This is a genomic window from Rhodococcus sp. R1101 (assembly GCF_000278445.1).
GTDB lineage: Bacteria > Actinomycetota > Actinomycetes > Mycobacteriales > Mycobacteriaceae > Rhodococcus > Rhodococcus gordoniae.
Genome location: NZ_AJVB01000033.1, coordinates 1 through 19,333, shown reverse-complemented (window position 1 = coordinate 19,333; position 19,333 = coordinate 1). Strand labels below are relative to the sequence as shown.

Here is a 19,333-nt window from a genome sequence, read left to right as displayed (position 1 = left end):
GCGATGAGGATCCGGGCGAGTTCGGCAGCCGGCAGGGCACGCAGATGGCCCGTCAGCTCCTCCGCGAGCGCATGACCGAGGCGCTGCGCGTCGACGGCCGACGAGACGCTCTGCACCCGCGCGGCACCACTGGCCTCGAGTGTCTCGGTGAGCAGGTCCGCCAGCAGGAACACCTCGACCCCGCGACTGCGCAGCAGATCGGCGAAGGCGTCGTGCTCCTCCTGGGCGCGCGCCACCCACGGCAGGGCGTCGAAGAGCAGCTGGTCGTTGTTGCGGGGCGTGAGGCGTTCGAGTTCGGCGCCGGGCCGGTGCAACATCACGGCGCGGAGTTCACCGACTTCGGACTCGACACCCCAGCAATGACTCATATGCTCACGGTATCGCGCAGGACGGCGGCATCCGGGTCAGGCGCGTCGACTACGGCGACAACGATTGCGAAGACCACACCGATCCGAGAACACGAGGAGATTTCATGGCCGACGATCCGCTCGGGTGCCTGGCACCGTTCGCCGGGCGCTGGACCGGAGGTGGCGACGGCCACTATCCCACCATCGACGACTTCGCGTACGACGAGACGATCGAGTTCGCCACGATTCCCGGCAAGCCCTTCCTGATGTACGTCAGCCGTACGCGGCACCGGACGGAGGGACGCCCGCTGCACACCGAGAACGGCTACCTGCGTCGCAGCGGGGACGACGTCGAGCTGCTCGTCTCGCAGCCCACCGGGTTCGTCGAGATCCAGCGGGCCCGGCCCGAGGGCGGCGTCCTGGAGTTCAGCACCCTCACCCTGGAGCGCTCGCCCGACGCCAAGCCCGTGCACGAGGTCCGGCGGCGTTTCGAGGTCGACGGCGATGTGCTCGTCTACGACTTCTGGATGGCCCATGCCGACACGCCGCTGACGCACCACCTGCACGCCGAACTGCACCGCGCGTCGGAGTGATGTCGGTGGGTCCGGCCCCGCTGAGCGGGGGCGGACCCACCGACGTCATCTCGTGCCGACCACGCGACGGAAATAGTCGTTGGCAGCCTGCATGACGAGGTTGTAGGGCGGCGCGAACTTGCGCGCCCACCAGTAGCCGAACCGGGTGTCGAACGACGTGTAGACCATGAAGCGGTTCTTCAGGATGCCGGCGACGATGCGCTCGGCCACCTTCTCGGGGGTCGCGGCGTGGCGGACGAACCGGCGGGTGAGCTCGCGGACCTCCGGGCGGTCGCGGTCGACACCGACGATCTGCACGGAGTCGACGAGCGGTGTACGCACGGCACCCGGAACGACGAGGGAGACGCCGATGCCGTCGCGCCGGAGGTCGAATCGCAGCACCTCGGACAGCCCGCGCAGACCGAATTTGCTTGCGCTGTAGGCGGCGTGCCACGGCAGGGCCAGCAGTCCGGCCGCCGAGGAGACGTTGACGATGTGCCCGCCGCGACCGGCCTCGATCATGGCCGGCACGAAGTTCTCGATGACGTGGATCGGCCCCATGAGGTTGACGTCCACCATGAGCTTCCAGTGCTCGTGCCGCAACCGGTCGACGGTTCCCCACACGGACACCCCGGCGACGTTGGCGACGATGTCGAGGGACCCGCATGCCTCGTGCACGTCGCGGGCGAATGCGGTGACGGCGTCGTAGTCGGAGATGTCGAGGGCTGCGGCGTGCAGTACGGTACCGCCGCGCTCACGAATGCTGCGGACGACGTCGTCGAGCGCGTTCTCCTGCAGGTCGGTGAGCACCAGGCGGGCGCCGCGATCGGACGCGGCATGGGCCAGGGCGCGGCCGATCCCGCTGGCAGCGCCGGTCACAAGAAATGTGGTTCCACGCAGGTCGGTGATCGCCATGGCGACACCCTAGCGCCGGCGTGGCGACACAACGCTCCGGCGCGCCAGGAAACAACCGGGCGGGAACTCAGAGTCGCTGGGCCATCTCTTCCTGGTAGTCCCGAACGGTGCGTTCGATCATCTCGACATCGTCGTGGCGACCTTCGCTGCGCGCGAGATCGGCGCGCTCGCGCAGTACCCGGATCGCCCGACGCAACTCGTCGTCACTCATCCTGTGGTCCATGCCACACAGTCTGCCGGGTTCTGCGCGGACCCGCTACCGAATGCCCGGAGACGACGAAAGCCTCGCCGAAGGCGAGGCTTTCGGGGGTGGAGCTGAGGGGAATCGAACCCCTGACCTCTTCGATGCGAACGAAGCGCGCTACCAACTGCGCCACAGCCCCGTAGGTTCCGAGGGAACCGACTCGCAAACTCTAGCAAACCACCCCGTCCATCACGAAATCGGTGTGTCGGCGCAGGTGACGAGTGATTTCCGTGGCCTGCCCCGAAGAGGGGCCGGGGCCCGCACCGAATCGGTGCGGGCCCCGCCGGAAGCATCGTGGGGACGATCATTCCCCCGCTGCGCGAGGAACGACGTAGTCGCCGGATTCGTCGTACCCGTCGCTCGCACGGACGTCGTACACGTGGTCGATGCCGTAGTCGTCCTCGTAGCGATCGAGGTGTTCGAACTCCGGGTCCTCGTCGTCGACCTCGAGGACGACGGCTCCCGGGCGGCGCAGACGCTGCGGAACGTGGTGGTGGTCTCCGCGGGCTCCGCCTGCGCGGGACCGCTGCAGTCGCGCGAGCCGACGCCGCCGGATCTCCTGCTCGAGACGCACCTGGCGCCGCAGGTAGAAGAGGTAACCGACGAGCGCCACGGCCACGAGACCGGCCGGCCACCACATGAGCGACGAGACGATCAGCGCGAGAGCCGACGTCATGATCGCGGCGATCAGCAGGCCGAGGACGGCCCGCTGACGGAATTCGTACCGCGCGGCGCTGGCGACCGCATCGGCGTGCGGGTCGAATCCGCCGCGACCCCGCCGTTGCGGGGCGTGCGCGCGGACGGGCTCACGCTCGGGGGCTGCATCGTCGTGGAGATCGGTCTCGTCGGAGTCGATCTCCGGTCGGTCGTCGAGGTCAGTGTTCATGCGGTCCTCCGCGGGGGTGCGGTGCGTGCGGTCGCGACTCGGACGCCAATGAGGATCGCTGCGGTGGCCGGCGGCCGGCCCGCGAGGGGCTATCGGCTCGTCGTCTCCGCGGTGCAGAACTCGAGTTGCGAGCGCGGCGTCGGTCGTCTGCCGGATTCGAGGACGCTTCGTGACCAGCATGGGCACCAGAACGAACAACCACACGGCTACGAGCCCGATCCACAGAAGCGAGTTCGGCATCCGGTGGTCCTCCCTCCAGTCGTCGCCCTAGCAGCCCGTCGACGCCCACCGACCTACTTGAGGCTAGCGGCATCACCACATTTATCTGTACAGAAACGCCGACTCAGGCGACATCAGAAGTCACTCGAGTCACGCGAAACCAACTGACACTTTCTTCACTCTAATCACAGAGATCCCACACCCGCTGGGGATTGTTACTCGAGTTACGAGTAACCTGCGTTACATATCGGACGAACCCGACTCGAGACCCGACGAGATCAGGACCAGCTCGCCCGACCGGCACGGACCAGACGATCCGAGACCGAGCCGGGAACCTCCTCGACCGTCATCGCGACCAGCAGGTGATCGCGGAATCGGCCCTGGACGTCGAGGTAGCGCTTCAACAGGCCTTCCTCGCGGAATCCGACGTTGCGCAGCACCGCGCGGCTAGGTTCGTTCTCGGGCCGCACGGTGGCTTCGACGCGGTGCAGCCCGACGGGTCCGAAGCAGTGGTCGAGTCCGAGAGCGACGGCCGCGGTCGCGACACCGAGACCGTTGACCTCCTTCTCCACCCAGTAGCCGATCCAGGCCGAGCGCAGCGCCCCGCGCACGATGTTGCCCACCGTCAGCTGCCCGCAGAATCTGCCGTCCAGCTCGATGGCCATCGGCAGCATCAGGCCCTTGTGCGCTTCCGACCGCAGACTCCGGTACAGCCCCGGCCACACCGAGATGTGATGGCGCATGTCCCACGGCGCCTCACCGGTCGGCTCCCACGGCTCGAGGTGCGCACGGTCGCGCCGACGCAGGCGACTCCACGCCGCGGCGTCGCGCAGCCGGATCGATCGAACGGTCACCACGCCCCCGGCCACCCGCAGCGGCCCGAGCTCGGCCGGCCAGCCGGGATGACGGGACATCAACCACGCTGCCCGAGGAACGCCACGTCCACCGGGTCGCCCGTACGGATTTCGGAGACCTCGGGGTCGACGATGACGAGACAGTTCGCCTCGGCGAGGGTGGCGAGCAGATGGGAGGACGAGCCCGCGGCGCCGCCGAGCGCCTGCACGAGATAGTCGCCCGTCGCCTCGTCGCGCATGAGCTGACCGCGCAGGAAACCCTTGCGGCCCGGGATCGAGGTGATCGGCGCGACGGTGCGGGCGGAGACCACCCGGCGCATCGGCTGGCGCCGGCCGAGCGCGATGCGGATCAGCGGCCGGACCATCACCTCGAAGACGACGAGCGCACTCACCGGGTTGGAGGGCAGCAGGAAGGTCGGCACCTCGTCGCGGCCGAGACGCCCGAAACCCTGCACCGATCCGGGGTGCATGGCGATCCGCTCGACGCCCAGATCGCCGAGATCGGACAGCGCCTCGCGGACCTCCTCGAGCGCACCGCCGCCCACGGCACCGGCGATCACCACGATCTCGGCACGGATCAGCTGGCCCTCGACGACCTCCCGCAGGCGCTTCGGATCGGTACTCGCGATACCGACCCGGTTGACGTCTGCTCCGGCGTCGCGCGCGGCCGCGGCCAACGCGTAGGAGTTCACGTCGTAGACCTGCCCCGGTCCGGGGTGCGGTCGACGTCGACGAGCTCACCGCCGACGGAGATGATCGACAGCCGCGGACGCGGGTGGACGAGCACCTTGTCGCGACCGACTGCGGCGAGCAGACCCACCTGGGCGGCCCCGATGATCGTCCCGGCCCGCACGGCGATGTCGCCGGGCTGGACGTCGTCGCCGGTGCGCCGCACGTACTCGCCCGAACGCACCGGTTCGAGCACCTTGATGCGTGCGGCACCCCCGTCGGTGTTGTCGAGCGGCAGCACCGCGTCGGCGAGCGTCGGCAGCGGCGCACCGGTATCGACACGTACCGCCTGCCGGGGCTGGAGCCGGATCGGCTGACGCGAACCCGCGCGCACCTCGCCCACGACGGGCAGGGTCACCTCGGCGGTTGCGGACTCGCCGTCGGTGTCGGAGGGAGGCTGGAGGTCGACGCTGCGCACGGCGTAGCCGTCGATTGCCGCCTGGTCGAATCCGGGTAGAGGTCGCTCGGTGACCACTTCCTCCGCACATTGCAGACCCTGTGCCTCGGAGATGGCCACCCGGACCGGCCGGGGTGCGACTGCCGCCGCCGTGACCCTGGCCTGCTGATCCTCAACCGACCGCATACCGCTTCTCGTCCTCCAGCCGTCCGCAGTCAGCGCTTCAGGCGATCGACGAGCCACTCGCGCAACGAGGGCCCGTACTCTTCCGTGTTCAACGCCGAGTCAACCGCAGCCCGCAGGTAACCCCCGGGATTTCCGAGATCGTGTCGGGTGCCGCGGTGCACCACCACGTGGACGGGGTGTCCCTCGGAGATGAGCAGGGCGATGGCGTCGGTGAGCTGCAGCTCTCCCCCGGCTCCGGGCTCGATGCGTCGCAGCGCGTCGAAGATCGCCCGGTCGAGCAGATAGCGGCCGGCGGCGGCGAAGGTCGACGGTGCGTCCTCGACCGCCGGCTTCTCGACCATGCCGAGCACCTTGAGCACGTCGGGATTGGCGGCATCCGGCACGACCTCGACGTCGAAGACGCCGTAGGCGCTGACCTGATCCTTGGGCACGTCGATCGCGCACAACACGGAACCGCCGCGCTTGGAGCGCACGCGCTGCATCGTCTCGAGCACGCCGACCGGCAGCACGAGGTCGTCGGGCAACAGCACGGCGATCGCGTCCTCGTCGGGATCGAGCGCCTTCTCCGCGCACGCCACGGCGTGACCGAGGCCGAGCGGCTTCTCCTGGATCACGGACTCGACCTCGAGCAGCCCCTGGGCCTTGCGGACCTTGGCGAGAAGCTCGTACTTGCCCTTCTCCTCGAGCTTGGACTCGAGGACGAGGTCCTCGACGAAGTGCGCGACCACACCGTCCTTGCCCGGCGCGGTCACGATGAGAAGGCGTTCGGCACCCGACTCGGCAGCTTCGCCCGCCACGAGCTCGATGCCGGGCGTGTCGACCACCGGAAGGAGTTCTTTCGGGACCGTCTTGGTCGCGGGAAGGAACCGCGTCCCCATACCTGCTGCAGGGACAACCGCGGTCTTGAAATGCCGCGTGCCTCCGGTCGTACTGTTCGTCATAGACTCCCACCCTAAACTTCGGCCACCGAGGACGGTGGTTCGGCGATCGTAAGGCGTAGACATGCCCCCACCCCCGAAAGCGGTCTGGCGTGACCGCATTCTTACAGCTCGGCGCGAGCTGGGTGTCGCGAGGCGCAGAATCGACGACACCGCGCTCGCCACGGTGGCCTCGACACTGGCGCCGGCGGGGTCGGTGGTGTGTGCGTACGTGCCGGTGGGTTCGGAGCCCGGATCGATCGCACTTCTCGATGCTCTGACCGAGGCCGGGGTGACGGTGCTCGTGCCGGTGACACGCACCGGCGAACCCCTGTCGTGGGCCCGCTATCTCGGAGAGAAAACGCTGATGGCGGCCGATTTCGGGCTGCGGGAGCCCGGTGGCGAGATCCTTCCGCCCGAAGCGGTGGGCGAGGCCCACACGGTGCTAGTCCCGGCCCTGGCGGTGGATGCGCGGGGCGTCCGCCTCGGCCGCGGCGCGGGCTTCTACGACCGCACCCTGCATCTGGCCGCGCCCACCGCCGCGATCATCGCCGTGGTGCGCGACGAGGAACTCGTCGACGAGCTCCCCGAGGATCCCCACGACATCCGCATGGGTTGGGCGCTGACACCCGGGAAAGGGCTGGTCCGGCTCGGTAGCGACGACCGTGCGGAACAACACACTCCCTAGCGTCGTTGGCACTGTCGGCTGTAGAGTGCCAACACTGCAGTACGACGAATGCTGCGGTACGACGAACTGGCGGAGGATCAACCGGTGCCCACCTACTCATATGCCTGCACGGCCTGCGACAACAAGTTCGACATCGTGCAGTCCTTCAGCGACGACTCCCTGACCGAATGCCCGCAGTGCGAAGGCAAGCTGCGCAAGCTGTTCAACTCGGTCGGCATCGTGTTCAAGGGCAGCGGCTTCTACCGCACCGACTCCCGCAGTGGCAGCACCGCGAGCGAATCCGCGTCGACGAGCTCGAGCAGCTCCTCGTCGAGCGACAGCAGTTCGTCGAGCAGCTCGTCGTCGAGCAGCGCCTCTTCGGCACCCGCTGCCGCCGCGAGCTGACCTTCCGGGACTTCTTTGTCCACAGGTGGTCGAGTCATCCACAGACCGCCGCTTCCGAGGACTCATCGGGGCCGACAGGGCGTCGCCACCTTCTAGGTTCGGGGCATGCCTGTCGGCCCCTTCCTGTTTCTCCAGCGTGAGAGCGCGCGTCCGCACCGCTCGAGTCCACACCGTTCCTCTGCGGGCACCTCGCTGCAGCCCACGCTGCCCGACCGGTTCGCCGAGTTCCTCCGTCCCGGCTGGTCGCGTCTCGTCCGAGCCCGGCGGATCGCAGCCGGACTGCTCGCCGCACTGGCAGTGATCCTCGCGGTGCGCGGCGACCCCGACAGCGATCGCGTGGGAGTCGTCGTCGCGGCGAGAGATCTCGCGCCCGGGCACACCCTCACCGCAGACGACATCGCCCACGTGGATCGCGATCGATCCGCTCTCGTCACCGGGACGCTGCGCGAGGCCGACGACGCCGTGGGACATATCCTCGCGGGTCCCGTGCCGGCCGGTGAACCGCTCGTCGACATCCGCCTCCTCGGCCCGCGCCTCGCCGCAGCGGCCACCGGATTCCCCGACGCACGTGTGGTGCCCGTCCGGCTCGCCGATGCCGGCGTGAGCGAACTGCTCCGTGAGGGCGACCGCGTCGACGTCCTCACCGTCACCGACAGCGCAGACGGCTCCTTACCCGGTGCCCACGTCCTCGCCCGGGGCGCGGTGGTGGTGCTGGCCGAATCCGGCGGTTCGGCGCGGGATCGGAACGAGAGGGTCGTGCTGGTCGCGCTCGAACCCGAACCTGCCACGGCGGTCGCGGCGGCGTCGCTCGTCAGCGCCCTGACCGTGACGCTCCACTGAGCATCTGCTCGTTTCCCCAGCGTAATCACCTCGGGGAACCGACCTGGCGGTTTATCGTGTGGACGTCCGTGTGACCCACCTCGGGTGCGCGGCCACAGCGGACAGGCCGCGAGAAGGAGCACATCATGCTGAAGGGCTTCAAGGACTTCATATTGAGGGGCAACGTCCTCGATCTCGCCGTCGCGGTCGTGGTCGGCGCCGCGTTCACTGCCATCGTCACGGCCTTCACCCAGTACATCATCGAGCCGCTCATCAGCGCGATCGGCGGCGACAACGAGATGGGCTGGGGCTTCGAGATCGTGAGCGGCAACCCGGAGACCTTCGTCGACATCGGCGCGGTGATCTCCGCGATCATCAACTTCATCATCATCGCCGCCGTGGTCTACTTCGTGCTCATCGTCCCCGCCAATACCGCGAAGAAGAAGTTCGTCACCGAGCCGGAGGACAAGCAGGCCAGCGCCGAGGACCTGCTCATCCAGATCCGCGACATCCTCGAGGCCCAGGCAGGTCAGGCCGCTCAGGGCGCACACGCCAAGCCGACGCCGCGCGTGGAATGAGCGCGTGTGCATCGGGCATGAGAAGACCGGGCCCGCTCGATGATTCGAGCGGGCCCGGTCTTGTCGTGCTGTGTTCGGCGTGAGCCGGACGTCTACGTCCTAGACGGTCCAGGGAGCGCCGTAGGTGGTGACGTTGTCGCCGTTGGCCGTGATGGCGCGAACGAACGGACGAACCTGGACAGCGCCGAGGACGCCGGAGGCCGTGCCGTGGACGTTGGAGAACTGAACGGTCTTGAAGTCACCGTCGAACTCGCCCTCGGCGACGACGAGCTCCTCGATGCCCGGAGCCGGGGTCAGCTCGAGCTCGGCGTAGGCCTGCGGAAGGATGTCGGTGACCTTGGCCTCAGGTCCAGCGGGCTTGATGCCGACCTCGAGTCCCGGGGTGGAGTAGGTCACGCCGATGGCACCGTCGATGCTGCCGGCCCAGGCGAACTGGTAACCGAACTGGAAGGTCGTGCCCTCGGCGTCGGCAGCGCCCTCACCGATCAGGTTGGCGGTGCCACGGCCGTTGTGGAAGAACTCGCGGTTGAACGGGCTGCCACCGAGAGCCGGGACACCCTGGATGAAGGTGTCCTCCTGCGTCACGACGACCTCGAGGCCGTCGGAGACGATGCGGTTCTGGTCGTTGACCTCGGCCGAGGCGGCACCCGAGGCACCGAGGACCAGGCCGAAGACAGCGGCACCGGCGACGGCGGCGTTACGAGCGGCCTTGAAGCCACGCGACTTGATTCCCATGATTACTCCGTTTGTGGTGGTGGGGATTTCTTGCGGGATGGCGCGGAGCAGGACTAGAGGGTCCAGACCTGGCCGTAGGTGGTGACGTTGTCGGCGTTGTCAGTGATCACACGGACGAACGGACGGACGGAAACCGGACCGATGACTCCGGTCGCAGCGCCGTGGACGTTGGCGATCTGGACTTCCTTGAAATCACCGTCGAACTCCGACTCGGCGACGACGATCTCGGCGATACCAGGCGCCTGAGTCAGCTCGATGCCAGCGGAAATCCCGGGCAGGCCGCCTTCGATACTCGTTTCGACCTCGGTGACTTCGAGCGGCCGGAAGACCTGCTGACCGTCGACCAATACCGGTTCACCCGCTTCGTCGAGGACCGGCTCGTACTTCACCGGCTCGGCCGTGACTGTGAAGGACGGGTCCGGCGATTCCCAACCGAAGGAGATGCCGCCGTCGATCGACGCCGTCCACGCGACCTGATAACCGAACTGGAAGGTAGAACCTTCGAAGTCCGCCGCCTCGGGGCCGACGATGTTCGCGATGCCGCGGCCGTTGTGGAACCATTCGCGGCTCAGCGGGCTGCCGCCGATCGGGGGCACACCGTTGATGAAGGTGTCCTCCTGCGTGACGATGACCTCGTGGCCGTTGGAGACGATCCGGTTCTGGTCGTTGACCTCGGCACCTGCGGCGCCGGCCGATCCGAGAACCAGACCGGCCACAGCAGCTGCTGCCACAGTGGCGTTGCGGGCGGCCCGAAAGCCGCGTCGCGTCTGAATCTTCATGAATGCCTCATCCGTTCTCTGCGTGCCGGGTTGCGCGCCGCGTCCGACAACAAGTGATCGCCCTGTCGCCCGCGGGCCGCTGTCCACAGCGAACACACCGGCGGATCAACCGCCGGTGTGTCGGTACGTCCATCGTCCGCACGGTTTTGCTTTACCGGTTCGTGACCGAGCCCAGGCCGCTAAGCCTGGGCTCGCCCGGTTTGAACCTGAGAGGGAGATTAGACCGTGACCATTCCTAGAGCAATGGCTAGGTTTCGTAACGCTGCGGTATAGACGGCCCGCTGCTCAGCCGCCGGGTCACCTCTCGAAAATTCTCAAATCGGGCGTTCGCTCGCCCCGAATCCGTAACTTCGAATCACAGGTAAGCGGGTACGCCCGATGGCATACCCGCAGGTAGAGGGCACATTCTTACTGCACCCACAGTGCAAGTCCGAATACCTTCTGTGACCGGAAACACATACTCGAAATATCGCAAGGGCCACGCGGAGGTGAACAGACCGTTGCGGCGACGTTTCGTTGCAGTCGACAACAAACTGGAATCCGAACCAGTACAGCCCGAGCAGAGTGATGCAGATCACTAACCGGAGTGGTGTGGCGGAACTTGCCGGCGCAGCCATTCGTCCGATTCGCCGTTGCGCGGATCGTTCTCACGCCGCTCGTCGCGAGTGGTCTCGGGAAGGACGTCGCCGAAGATGCGCGCCAGCCGTGCCCGGTCGATCCGGACACGGCTCGTCTGCTGCTCGCCGGTCACTTCGTCACGCGACGAAGCGCGGTCGTCGGACACGGCGTCATTCCTCCATCCACGACAACTCTTCGATGACGTGCGCGGCGAGAGGCAACAACGTCGCCATCCCGTCACGGATGGCGGGACGCGACGACGCGAGGTTCACCACGAGCGTCGACCCGGAGACACCCACGAGGCCGCGGGAGAGACCGGCGTCCATCGCACCCGACGCCAGGCCCGACGATCGCAGCGCTTCGGCGATGCCGCGGATCTCGTGGTCGAGCACGTCCTCGGTGGCGTCGGGCGTCACATCGCGCGGGGTGACGCCGGTGCCACCGACGGAGATCACCAGATCGACACCACCGATCACCGCGGTGTTGAGCGCATTTCGGATCTCGACCTCGTCGGCCGCGACCGTCACGACACCGTCGACGGCGAAGCCGCCCTCGACGAGAAGCTCCGTGACGAGCGGACCCGCGGAGTCCGGGCTGTCACCGTGGGAAACGCGATCGTCGACGACGACGACGAGTGCGCGGCCTTTTCTGGGAGCTTCGAGTTCCATGAGGTCCACGGTAGTTTGCGGCTCGAAAGCATGCGGCTCTTGTACCGGAATGTGAGCTATGTCCATGTCGTTCCTCATCGTCCGGCCGAATCCGACGCGGTCACCACGTCGACCGTGGTCTCGTTGCCGTCGGGTGTCTTGTAGGTGATCTTCACTGTGTCCCCCGGCGCGCGAGAGCGGATCGCGGCGATGAGCGAGTCGCCGTCGGTGACGACCCGATCGTCGATCCGGACGATGAGCGCGTCGTCGGGGATTCCGGCCCGGTCGGCCGGCCCGTCGGGCACGACCTCCACGACACGCGCACCATAGGCGTCGTCCCGGGACGGAACCTGGACACCGATGATCGCGTGCGTCGCCTTACCCGTGTCGACGAGTTCCTGCGCGACACGCCGGGCCTGCTCCACGGGGATCGCGAAACCGAGGCCGATGGAGCCCGACTGCCCGCCGGCCGTGGCGATCGCGGTGTTGATGCCGACGAGGCGGCCTTCCATGTCGACCAGCGCACCTCCGGAGTTGCCGGGATTGATCGCCGCGTCGGTCTGGATCGCGTCGATGACCGACGCCTGATTGGCGTTGTCCCCGCTGGTGGACACGGGTCGGTCGAGAGCGGACACGATGCCCGCCGTCACGGTGCTCTGCAGTCCGAGCGGTGATCCGACGGCCACGACCTCCTGGCCTACCGCGAGATTCTCCGAGCCACCGAGTTCGATGGGAGTGAGATCGGTGCGCCCTTCGGTCCGGATGACAGCGATGTCCGACACCGCATCCGCACCGACGACCGTCGCCGGCGCGGTGGACCCGTCCGAGAAGAAGACCGTCAGTTGCGCCCCCTGACCGCCACCCGCCACGACGTGGTTGTTGGTGAGGATCAATCCGTCCGAGGACAGGACCACGCCCGACCCTTCACCCGCGCCGGTGCGGCCCGCGACCTCGATCCGCACCACGCTCGGCACGACCTTGTCGGCGACCGCCTGCACGCTGCCCTCGGGCGCCGCGGCGACCGTCTGGGTGTCGGGCCTGGGCGCGTCGAGGGAATTGACGACCGGAGCGGACGAGTCGCGCACCGACCACGCTCCCACCGCGCCGCCGATGCCGCCGCTCACCAGCGCCAACGCGATCGCGCCGACGGCGAGGGCAGAGCGTCCCGGCATCCGGCCGGGTCCCGCGGCCGGCGGCGGAGGTGCCGGCTGCTGGGGAGCCTGCGTGTAGGGACCGGTGTATCCGCCGGGTCCGTACGGATGGGGTTGCGGTTGCGGTGTTCCCGCGCCGCGGGTGGGGTCCTCACTCATTCGTCACTTCACCTTCGTCCGCCGGGGCCACCGGACGCACACGCGGTCGATATCGGCGTGCGGTGGCCGATCGTGCGGGGCGCCTCGGGAGCACCCCGCTCTTCTCCGTCCAGCATGGACCGGAGAGCTGAGAGTCGCCTCAGAGGTACCCGCGAATTCCCTGTCGGATTCAGCCCGCGACGGTGGGCTGCGTCTCTCCGTCGAGACTGGACGTGCCGGGCAGCACGATGCGGATCAGCGCACCGCCACGATCCGAACGGTCCACGACGATGGTCCCACCGTGCTTCATGACGATCTGCCGAACGATGGCCAGTCCCAGACCGGATCCCGGCATCGACCGCGCTGTCGTCGCCCGGTAGAACCGTTCGAACACGAGCTCGCGTTCCTCCTCCGGAATTCCCGGGCCCGCATCGTCGACGGTCAGTTCCATCAGCCCGGTGGCGATCTGCCGCATGTGCACGACGACGTCCTCCCCCGCCGGGCTCCACTTCGCCGCGTTGTCGAGCACGTTGACCACCGCGCGGGTGAGTCCGGCCTGGTCGCCGAAGACGAACCACTGCTCGGTGGTCGCCCGGAAGTCGATGTCGGTGCGACGTCGACGCGCGCGTTCGAGACTCCGGTCCACCACCTCGGCGACGTCGACGACCTCGAAGACCGTCTCCGGCGCGTCCTCTCGCGCCAGGTCGACGAGATCGCCGACGAGCGTCGACAACTCCTCGATCTGGCCGATGACGTCGGCCCGTAATTCGGCCATGTCGTCGTCGGGCAGGCTCGGCGCACCGGGACGGCTCGCTGCGATGAGCAGTTCCATGTTGGTCCGCAGCGAGGTCAGCGGTGTCTTCAGCTCGTGACCCGCATCGGCGACCAGCCGGCTCTGCCGCTCCCGCGACTCGGCGAGCGCGCGCAGCATCATGTTGAAGCTCTCGGTGAGCCGGGCGAGCTCGTCGTGGCCGGTCACCCGGATGGGCCGCAGGTCGTCGGTGCGCGCGACCCGCTCGGCGGCGGCGGTCAGCCGGGCGACGGGACGCAGGCCCGTGCGGCCGACGGTCGCGCCCACAGCCGCGGCGAGCACCACGCCGCAGCCCCCGACGATGAACAGCACACTCGCCAGGCGGTTGAGGATCTCGGCGGTGGGACGCAATCGCTGCGCGATCACGACCGTGCTGCCGTCGGGCATGCGCTGGGCCAGTACGCGTTGCTGAGCGACGGTTCGCAGCGACAGGTCACGGTCGCCCTCTGCCACGGCCAGTTCGGGATCACCGATGGGCACCGACGAGCCCGGCGGCACGTACCGGCCGAGATCCGGATAGATCAGGGCGACGCTGATGTCGGAGCTGTAGAGCTGGGCCCCACCGATGTAGCGCGGGTCGTAGGTGATGAGCGTGCTCGACTCGACGAGGGCGGCGGCGCGCGCCCGCAACTGCGTGTCGACCCCCGAGTACAACGCCCGCGACACCACCGCGTACGCGGCGATGGACGTGACGGCGACGGCGAGCGCCACCGCCCCGGCCGCGAGGAGCGTGACGCGGGTGCGCAGCGGCACCGAGCGGGTGAGCAGAAGAGGTGGTCGCATCGGGTGGCTCACGGCGGGGTTTCGCGCAGCACGTACCCGACGCCGCGCACCGTGTGGATCAACCGCGGTTCCCCACCCGCTTCGGTCTTGCGGCGCAGATACCCCACGTAGACCTCGAGGGCGTTGCCGGAGGTCGGGAAGTCGTAACCCCACACCTCCTCGAGGATGCGGCTGCGGGTGAGCACCCTTCTCGGGTTCGCCATGAGCATCTCCATCAAGGAGAACTCGGTGCGGGTGAGGCTGATCTGCCGGTCGCCGCGGGTGACCTCTCGGGTCGCCGGATCGAGGCTGAGGTCGGCGAAGCGCAGCACTTCGTCGGCGGAGCTGTCGGGGTCGGGGGTGGCGCGACGCAGCAGCGCCCGCAGACGCGCGAGCAGTTCCTCGAGCGCGAACGGTTTCGGCAGGTAGTCGTCGGCGCCCGCGTCGAGACCCGCGACCCGCTCGGAGACGGAGTCGCGGGCGGTGAGCACGAGGATCGGCAGGTCGTCGCCGGTACTGCGCAGCCGGCGGCACACCTCGAGGCCGTCGACGCGCGGCATCATCACATCGAGCACCATCGCATCCGGACGCGACGCCGTGACCTGTTCGAGGGCGTCCTGTCCGTCCGTGGCGAGGTCGACCGTGTATCCGTTGAAGCTCAGGGACCGGCGCAGCGACTCCCGCACCGCACGGTCGTCGTCGACCACCAGAATGCGCATGATCACCATTGTGGCCCGCACCTACTGAGAGCGCGCTGAGAACCCGCGGCGGACGAGGCCTACATCTCAGTGGACCCTGGGATCGACGTCACCGGTGAGGACGGCCCGGACGAGTCTGCGGGGAACCTTTACTGTCACACCCTCGACGGTGACGGGCACGAGATCGGGGACGTTCGCCGTCCACTGCGACCGTCGATGGCGGGTGTTGGAACGGGACTTCCTGCGCTTGGGGACTGCCATATCGTCTTCCTTCGGGGTCGGATCGTCTCGGACGCGGGGCCGGATTCAGGGTCGGCGCCGGCCGTACTTGCGTTCGAACTTCTCGACGCGGCCGGCGGTGTCGAGCAGGCGGGCGGCACCCGTCCAGAAGGGATGCGAGTCGCTCGTGACGTCGACGACGATCAGCGGGTAGGTGCGACCGTCGGACCACACCGTCGTGCGTTCGGAGGTCGCGGTGGACCGGGTCAGGAAGGTCGCGCCGGTGTTGGCGTCCTGGAAGACGACGGGGTGATAGTCGGGGTGCAGGCCTGGTTTCATCGGTGTCCTTCTCTCTCGTTGTCACGGCGGTCTGCCGGGAGGTCGTCACAGGGGTCTTCGTGGAACTGCCCGAAGGGGTCGTGCCAGGTGGGCCACAGATCGGGCCGGGCGAACTCGTCGTCCGTCACGACCGCCGCGCGCAGGGTGCGGTCGACGAGTTCAGGGTCGGCGTCGTGGACGAGGGCGACGATGCTCGTGTCCCGGTCGCCGTAGCGTTCGTCCCAGCGCAGGGATGCCATCGCGCGGCGTTCCTCCGGGACCTCGCGCTGCTGCTCGGGAGTCATGGACGCGAGCCACGGACCGGCATGAGCGACGCGCAGTCCTTCGCCGGCGGATTCGACGAGCAGCGCGTTGTCGGGTTGCGTGGCGACCCACAGTCGCCCGCGGGCGCGCACGACGCCCTCGAGCAGCACGTCGATCGCGTGGTGGAGACGTTCCGGATGGAACGGGCGGGTGGCGGAGAATTCGACGAGGCGGATTCCGCAGTCCTCGTCGAGGGGAGGTTGACCGCGCAGGAGCGGTGAGTGTGCCCCGTCGATCGTTCCGCGGCGCGCGGTGTCGGGTATCTCCTGCAGCAGACGCTCGACGTCCGGTTCGGCCGTCCACGCCATCGGCGCGTCCGGGGCGAGCCGGGTGAGCACGGCGTGCAGGCGGGCCTGCTGCCAGCCGTCCGCTCCCGGGAGCACCACCAGAGCATCGGCGAATTCGACCTGTCCGACGACGACCTGCGCCAGGGTGCGGTCGTCGTCGGGACGCTCGTTCAGTTCGTCGTCGCCCGTCGCGTCCTCGAGCCACGTCGCGGCGTCGAGACAGGTCACGACGCCGTCCACCCGGACGTCGAGGGACGCGGGTCCGTCGACGCGACCGACGATCCCGCTCACCACGACGTGTTCGACGGCCCAGCACAGTGCCTCGGGTTCGAGTTGCGGGTCGAGGTGCAGGACGATCCGGTCGACGGTGCTGTAGTCACGTAGTCGCCGGAGAAGCGGCAGCAGATCTTCGCGCAGCGTGCACGAGACGCATCCATGGGCGAGTTCGAGGATCTCGGTGCGCTCGCCTTCGACGGTGAGCACGGTGCGGCGGAGCACGCCCTGGTCGAGACCGGACAGGTCGTGGTGGACGACCGCGGTGCCCGGACGCAGGAGCGACCGCGCGACGTGCGCTGTGCGTCCGCGCCATCCGCAGACGATGACGAGCGGCGTCCTGGTGTCCACATCGGTCCTTTCGGTAACGATTGTCATTAATGAAACCGAAGCGTACAGTCGTCGACGCACTTTGTCGAAAATGATTGTCGTTACCTACGAGGAAGGAGCCGGCGTGTCGGCCACCTGCCAACTCACCGGACGGCGTCCCGGATTCGGGAAATCCGTGTCGCACTCCCACGTCCGCACCAGCCGCCGCTGGAACCCGAACATCCAGCGCAGGACCTATTTCGTGCCCTCACTGGGCCGCCGCATCACGTTGAACCTGTCGGCCAAGGCGATCAAGACCGTCGACCGCGACGGCATCGAGAGCGTCGTCGCACGCCTGCGTGCCCGTGGGGAGAAGATCTGATGGCAGCACGCAACGAGATCCGGCCCATCGTCAAGCTCCGGTCCACCGGCGGGACCGGCTACACCTACGTCACCCGGAAGAACCGCCGAAACGATCCCGACCGGCTCGTCCTGCGCAAGTACGACCCCGTGCTGCGCAGACACGTCGACTTCCGCGAGGAGAAGTAGTCGTGGCGAAGAAATCGAAGATCGCACGCAACGAGCAACGGAAGGCGATCGTGGCCCGGTACGCCGAGCGCCGCGCGGAACTGAAGGAGGTCGTGCGCAGGCCGTCTTCCTCCCCCGAGGAGCGCCACGAAGCACAGCGGGCACTGCAGCGTCTGCCCCGCGACGCCAGTCCGGTACGATTGCGCAATCGAGACGCTGCGGACGGTCGCCCGCGCGGCCACCTGCGAAAGTTCGGGCTCTCACGAGTGCGTGTGCGTGAACTCGCCCACCGCGGGGAACTACCCGGCGTCCACAAGTCGAGCTGGTGAGGAGCGAGATATGGCAGTCAAGCGAGGACCGTCCAAGAAGTCGCGTGCCGTCGAGGGACGCAAGCCCAAGAAGAATCCCCTCTTCGCGGCGAAGATCGAGTACGTCGACTACAAGGACGTCAACCTGCTCCGCACCTTCATCTCCGACCGCGGCAAGATCCGCAGCCGTCGCGTCACGGGCCTGACCCCGCAGCAGCAGCGTCAGGTCGCCGTCGCGGTGAAGAACGCCCGCGAGATGGCTCTGCTCCCCTACGTCAGCAGCAAGTAGGTCGAAGCTTCCGACGCCGCCTCTCCCATCGGGAGGGGCGGCGTCGTCGTGTGTGCAGGTCTTGTCGAAATCAGTAGGGACTTTCGACGAGAAGTGGGCCGGCGCGTCGGTGCCGCTGAAAGGTTCGTCGAATTCCCCCACCGAGGAAGCCCCCACAACCTCCGCTCGACGTGGAATCCCGGATCGTCGCCCTGTGGATGAACGTTCCCGAGTGAGCAGTTGTCGTCGAAAAATCCGGCTCCGATCGACAAGAACTGCACTCCGGGCGCCTGCCTCAGGAATTCATCCACGGGATCCTTAGACTGAGCAACCGTGTCGGGTGTGATCGCGGGGTTCGGTGTCATCTTCGTGATCATCGCCATCGGCTTCACGCTGGGGCGCCTGGGCACCCTCGGACACGACGCCCAGACGGTGCTCAGCCGGCTCGTCTTCTTCGTCGCCACTCCTGCTCTGCTGTTCGACGTACTCGCGACGTCCGACCTGTCGGTGATCTTCTCGCCCAACCTCTACATCGCGGCGGCCACCGCCTTCGCCGTCGCGATCGTGCACTTCGTCGTCGCCAGGCTCCGGCTGCGACGTGCGGTCCCCGAAGCAACCATCGGGGCGCTGTGTGCCGGATACGTCAACTCCGCGAACCTCGGCATCCCGATCGCGGTATTCGTCCTGGGCGACGCGTCGTTCGTCGCGCCCCTGCTGTTGTTCCAGATCGTGGTGCTCTCCCCCATCGCGTTGACGATGCTCGACCTGTCGACGATGCGTGCCGGGGTCTCGCGCCTCGATACCCTGCTCGCGCCGTTCAAGAACCCCATCGTCCTGGCCGCCGCGGCCGGACTCGCCATCGCGATCAGCGGGTGGACACCGCCGGACGCGCTGCTGCAGCCGTTCCATCTGCTCGGCGGCGCGTCGGTACCCGGTGCGCTGCTCGCGTTCGGATTGTCGCTGCAGGGGGTCCGGGTGCTCGAGAAGGGGACGAGCCCACGCCGCGACATCGCGCTCGCCTCGGTGCTCAAGATCCTCGTCCAGCCCGTCCTCGCGTACCTGCTGGGGCGATTCGTGGTCGGCCTCGACGGTCACGCACTGTTCGCGGTGGTCGTGGTCGCGGCGCTGCCGACCGCGCAGAACGTGTTCGTCTACGCGAGCGCCTACGGCCGGGGCACTGTGCTCGCCCGCGACGCCGCGCTCGTCACCACCCTCGCCTCCATTCCTGCGATCGGCGTGACCGCCGCCCTGCTGGCGTGATGCCCACGCGGCACAGGAATACCGTGGGAGATATGCGTTCCGTCGTCCGTGTCTGCCGGGGAATGATCGTGCTTGCGATATGCCTGCTCGTCGCGGCCTGCGGGTCGAGCGCCCCGGACGTGCCGGCCCTGCCCGAGAAACCGGCTCCGGCAGGGGCGACGGAGT

26 protein-coding genes, 1 tRNA gene and 1 pseudogene are annotated in these 19,333 nt (G+C 68.0%); 10 read left to right on the top strand and 18 right to left on the bottom strand.

What is annotated here, in order from left to right; all coding sequences use genetic code 11:
- The coding region (locus R1101_RS25870; protein WP_037222185.1) for an arginine deiminase family protein at positions 1-368 on the bottom strand (368 nt) is incomplete at its 3' end.
- A 104-nt stretch (positions 369-472) separates the two neighbouring features.
- Here R1101_RS25870 and R1101_RS0104790 point away from each other — a divergent pair.
- Positions 473-940 carry an FABP family protein gene (locus tag R1101_RS0104790; protein ID WP_016932344.1) on the top strand — a complete coding sequence of 156 codons (468 nt, stop codon included), beginning with the start codon at positions 473-475 and terminating at the stop codon, positions 938-940.
- A 45-nt stretch (positions 941-985) separates the two neighbouring features.
- On the opposite strand, the gene R1101_RS0104785 is transcribed toward R1101_RS0104790, so the two are convergent.
- The 7 genes and pseudogenes from R1101_RS0104785 to R1101_RS0104755 all read right to left on the bottom strand — a co-directional run bounded on the left by R1101_RS0104785 (position 986) and on the right by R1101_RS0104755 (position 6,290).
- On the bottom strand, positions 986-1,834 hold the full coding sequence (locus R1101_RS0104785; RefSeq protein ID WP_026002883.1) for an SDR family oxidoreductase: 849 nt from the start codon (positions 1,832-1,834) through the stop codon (positions 986-988).
- A gap of 67 nt (positions 1,835-1,901) precedes the next feature.
- On the bottom strand, positions 1,902-2,045 hold the full coding sequence (locus R1101_RS30590; protein ID WP_165369243.1) for a hypothetical protein: 144 nt from the start codon (positions 2,043-2,045) through the stop codon (positions 1,902-1,904).
- Between the two features lie 99 nt (positions 2,046-2,144).
- Positions 2,145-2,217, bottom strand: a tRNA-Ala gene (locus R1101_RS0104775).
- 165 nt (positions 2,218-2,382) lie between these two features.
- Positions 2,383-3,204, bottom strand: a complete 822-nt coding sequence (gene sepX, locus R1101_RS0104770; protein WP_016932341.1) for a divisome protein SepX/GlpR — start codon at positions 3,202-3,204, stop codon at positions 2,383-2,385.
- 257 nt (positions 3,205-3,461) lie between these two features.
- Positions 3,462-4,097, bottom strand: a complete 636-nt coding sequence (locus R1101_RS0104765; RefSeq protein ID WP_016932340.1) for a GNAT family N-acetyltransferase — start codon at positions 4,095-4,097, stop codon at positions 3,462-3,464.
- Positions 4,097-5,349: pseudogene (gene glp / locus R1101_RS25865) on the bottom strand (molybdotransferase-like divisome protein Glp). Before glp ends, R1101_RS0104765 begins: the two are co-directional and overlap by 1 nt.
- A 29-nt stretch (positions 5,350-5,378) precedes the next feature.
- Entirely contained in the window at positions 5,379-6,290 is a 912-nt protein-coding gene (locus R1101_RS0104755) for a UTP--glucose-1-phosphate uridylyltransferase (RefSeq protein WP_016932339.1), read from the bottom strand.
- A gap of 61 nt (positions 6,291-6,351) precedes the next feature.
- Here R1101_RS0104755 and R1101_RS0104750 point away from each other — a divergent pair, with 61 nt between their 5' ends.
- From R1101_RS0104750 to mscL, 4 genes are all read left to right on the top strand, one after another.
- The gene (locus R1101_RS0104750) at positions 6,352-6,954 is read left to right on the top strand and encodes a 5-formyltetrahydrofolate cyclo-ligase (protein WP_026002882.1); all 603 of its coding nucleotides are present in this window, start codon (positions 6,352-6,354) and stop codon (positions 6,952-6,954) included.
- An 84-nt stretch (positions 6,955-7,038) separates the two neighbouring features.
- Positions 7,039-7,338 carry an FmdB family zinc ribbon protein gene (locus tag R1101_RS0104745; protein WP_026002881.1) on the top strand — a complete coding sequence of 100 codons (300 nt, stop codon included), beginning with the start codon at positions 7,039-7,041 and terminating at the stop codon, positions 7,336-7,338.
- Positions 7,339-7,443: 105 nt separating this feature from the next.
- A complete protein-coding gene (locus R1101_RS0104740; protein WP_016932336.1) occupies positions 7,444-8,178 on the top strand; it encodes an SAF domain-containing protein in 735 nt (244 codons plus the stop codon).
- 125 nt (positions 8,179-8,303) lie between these two features.
- Positions 8,304-8,735 (top strand): large-conductance mechanosensitive channel protein MscL, encoded by a 432-nt coding sequence (mscL, locus tag R1101_RS0104735; protein ID WP_016932335.1) that lies wholly within the window; start codon positions 8,304-8,306, stop codon positions 8,733-8,735.
- Between the two features lie 99 nt (positions 8,736-8,834).
- Here mscL and R1101_RS0104730 read toward each other — a convergent pair whose 3' ends face one another.
- The 10 genes from R1101_RS0104730 to mrf all read right to left on the bottom strand — a co-directional run bounded on the left by R1101_RS0104730 (position 8,835) and on the right by mrf (position 16,846).
- A complete protein-coding gene (locus R1101_RS0104730) occupies positions 8,835-9,470 on the bottom strand; it encodes an MspA family porin (RefSeq protein ID WP_016932334.1) in 636 nt (211 codons plus the stop codon).
- A 53-nt stretch (positions 9,471-9,523) separates the two neighbouring features.
- Positions 9,524-10,249: an MspA family porin gene (locus tag R1101_RS0104725; RefSeq protein ID WP_026002880.1), complete on the bottom strand. Its 726-nt coding sequence runs from the start codon at positions 10,247-10,249 to the stop codon at positions 9,524-9,526.
- Between the two features lie 577 nt (positions 10,250-10,826).
- Positions 10,827-11,033, bottom strand: a complete 207-nt coding sequence (locus R1101_RS0104720) for a hypothetical protein (protein ID WP_016932332.1) — start codon at positions 11,031-11,033, stop codon at positions 10,827-10,829.
- A 4-nt stretch (positions 11,034-11,037) separates the two neighbouring features.
- A complete protein-coding gene (locus R1101_RS0104715) occupies positions 11,038-11,535 on the bottom strand; it encodes a MogA/MoaB family molybdenum cofactor biosynthesis protein (RefSeq protein WP_016932331.1) in 498 nt (165 codons plus the stop codon).
- Between the two features lie 74 nt (positions 11,536-11,609).
- Positions 11,610-12,824: a S1C family serine protease gene (locus R1101_RS0104710; protein ID WP_016932330.1), complete on the bottom strand. Its 1,215-nt coding sequence runs from the start codon at positions 12,822-12,824 to the stop codon at positions 11,610-11,612.
- Positions 12,825-12,993: 169 nt separating this feature from the next.
- On the bottom strand, positions 12,994-14,397 hold the full coding sequence (locus R1101_RS0104705; RefSeq protein ID WP_085996960.1) for a HAMP domain-containing sensor histidine kinase: 1,404 nt from the start codon (positions 14,395-14,397) through the stop codon (positions 12,994-12,996).
- A gap of 8 nt (positions 14,398-14,405) precedes the next feature.
- On the bottom strand, positions 14,406-15,095 hold the full coding sequence (locus tag R1101_RS0104700) for a response regulator transcription factor (protein WP_026002878.1): 690 nt from the start codon (positions 15,093-15,095) through the stop codon (positions 14,406-14,408).
- Between the two features lie 66 nt (positions 15,096-15,161).
- Entirely contained in the window at positions 15,162-15,335 is a 174-nt protein-coding gene (rpmF, locus tag R1101_RS0104695; RefSeq protein ID WP_016932327.1) for a 50S ribosomal protein L32, read from the bottom strand.
- A 45-nt stretch (positions 15,336-15,380) separates the two neighbouring features.
- Positions 15,381-15,632 carry a type B 50S ribosomal protein L31 gene (locus tag R1101_RS0104690; RefSeq protein ID WP_016932326.1) on the bottom strand — a complete coding sequence of 84 codons (252 nt, stop codon included), beginning with the start codon at positions 15,630-15,632 and terminating at the stop codon, positions 15,381-15,383.
- The gene (gene mrf / locus R1101_RS0104685; RefSeq protein WP_016932325.1) at positions 15,629-16,846 is read right to left on the bottom strand and encodes a ribosome hibernation factor-recruiting GTPase MRF; all 1,218 of its coding nucleotides are present in this window, start codon (positions 16,844-16,846) and stop codon (positions 15,629-15,631) included. The genes R1101_RS0104690 and mrf overlap by 4 nt, the downstream gene beginning before the upstream one ends.
- 103 nt (positions 16,847-16,949) lie before the next feature.
- Here mrf and rpmB point away from each other — a divergent pair, with 103 nt between their 5' ends.
- The 5 genes from rpmB to R1101_RS0104660 all read left to right on the top strand — a co-directional run bounded on the left by rpmB (position 16,950) and on the right by R1101_RS0104660 (position 19,168).
- Complete coding sequence (gene rpmB, locus R1101_RS0104680; protein WP_026002877.1) at positions 16,950-17,186, top strand: 50S ribosomal protein L28; 237 nt, start codon at positions 16,950-16,952, stop codon at positions 17,184-17,186.
- Positions 17,186-17,353, top strand: coding sequence for a 50S ribosomal protein L33 (gene rpmG, locus R1101_RS0104675; protein WP_016932323.1), 168 nt, complete (start codon positions 17,186-17,188; stop codon positions 17,351-17,353). The genes rpmB and rpmG overlap by 1 nt, the downstream gene beginning before the upstream one ends.
- A 2-nt stretch (positions 17,354-17,355) precedes the next feature.
- Positions 17,356-17,661: a 30S ribosomal protein S14 gene (gene rpsN / locus R1101_RS0104670; protein WP_016932322.1), complete on the top strand. Its 306-nt coding sequence runs from the start codon at positions 17,356-17,358 to the stop codon at positions 17,659-17,661.
- 10 nt (positions 17,662-17,671) lie between these two features.
- Entirely contained in the window at positions 17,672-17,929 is a 258-nt protein-coding gene (gene rpsR / locus R1101_RS0104665) for a 30S ribosomal protein S18 (protein ID WP_006553776.1), read from the top strand.
- Positions 17,930-18,241: 312 nt separating this feature from the next.
- Positions 18,242-19,168, top strand: coding sequence for an AEC family transporter (locus R1101_RS0104660; protein WP_026002876.1), 927 nt, complete (start codon positions 18,242-18,244; stop codon positions 19,166-19,168).
- Positions 19,169-19,333: the final 165 nt, after the last annotated feature.